The sequence below is a fragment of the Pseudoalteromonas sp. SG41-5 genome (genome assembly GCF_014164495.1).
Classification (GTDB): Bacteria; Pseudomonadota; Gammaproteobacteria; order Enterobacterales; family Alteromonadaceae; genus Pseudoalteromonas; species Pseudoalteromonas rhizosphaerae.
Map to the genome: position 1 here is coordinate 1 of NZ_JACJFH010000243.1, position 1102 is coordinate 1102.

The window sequence follows — 1102 nt, forward strand, 5'->3', positions numbered from 1 at the left end:
CTTGAGAATTAGAAATTTAGTGGTGAACAATTAGGTTACCCAAACGCGAAGCGTAGTTATAACTCAGTTAACTTGATGTTAGAAAGAGCATGGGATGGTGTGTGGATGTTAAACGCAACTTATACAGGGGCTCAAAGCTACGGCAACGCAGAAGGTTATGTTAAATCAGATAATGGTCAAGATGATGCTGGCCTAACAACTGATTGGGATTACCCTTATCTAATGGATGGTGCTAATGGTTATCTACCTAATGACCGTCGTCATGCATTAAAACTATTTGGTTCTTATTCTGTTACTGATAATTTATTAGTTGGCGTAAATGCAAATATTACTTCAGGCCGTCCACGTAACGCGTTAGGTGCTGGGTATGCACCTGATCAATCTCAATATCAATATGGCGATACTTACTATGTAGGTGATACTAAATTTTCGCGCGGTAGCTTTGGTCGTACGCCTTGGACATCAACCATTAATGCTAATGTTAAATATGATTTAAGCAGTTTTGCAGCGTTTGATTCAGCATATGTTGCTCTTAATGTTTATAACTTATTTGATGCTTCAAATGTAACTACGTATGAAGAACTTGCAGAAGAGGACGCAGCATTTAACTCTAATGCAAAATTTGGCAGTGCTTTATACTTCCAATCTCCACGTCGAGTTGAAGTTGTATTTAATATGATGTTTTAGTGATTAATCTAAATAAAATTAACATTTGATAACAAGCACTATACTTATTGTATAGTGCTTTTTCGTTAACTCAAAGTTTAGAAATAGGTTCCGATATGAGAAATTTAAATTTAATGGTGTTATTAGTTTTATTAATTTCTTTGGTGGCTTGTGTAAGTTTGCCAATTAAGAAGGATATTAGAGAAGGACATTTTAGATTAAAGAATTTTCAGTTTGAGCAAGGAAAAAAACGGGAATATGTTCATCTACTGTGTAATAGTAAATCGCCATCTTAATGGGTCACTGCAAGCCAATATGAAACGGGACGTCATATACTTTGGGTTAAAGCTTCTCTAGGCAGTAGAGATTTTTCGTCCGCCGAAAGAAATGCATTTGGACAGTTTGATGTAGATCTAGAGTCTGGTAAAGATTATCA

The 1102-nt window shown here is 35.7% G+C and carries 1 protein-coding gene; it reads left to right on the forward strand.

The window, feature by feature from the left end; genetic code table 11:
• Window positions 1-105: 105 nt before the first annotated feature.
• Window positions 106-687, forward strand: a complete 582-nt coding sequence (locus H5232_RS23340) for a hypothetical protein (protein ID WP_182831669.1) — start codon at window positions 106-108, stop codon at window positions 685-687.
• Window positions 688-1102 lie beyond the last annotated feature (415 nt).

Coding starts and splice junctions, on each gene's coding strand:
- H5232_RS23340 (WP_182831669.1), top strand. CDS start 106: ATGTTAAACGCAACTTATACAGGGGCTCAAAGCTACGGCAACGCAGAA.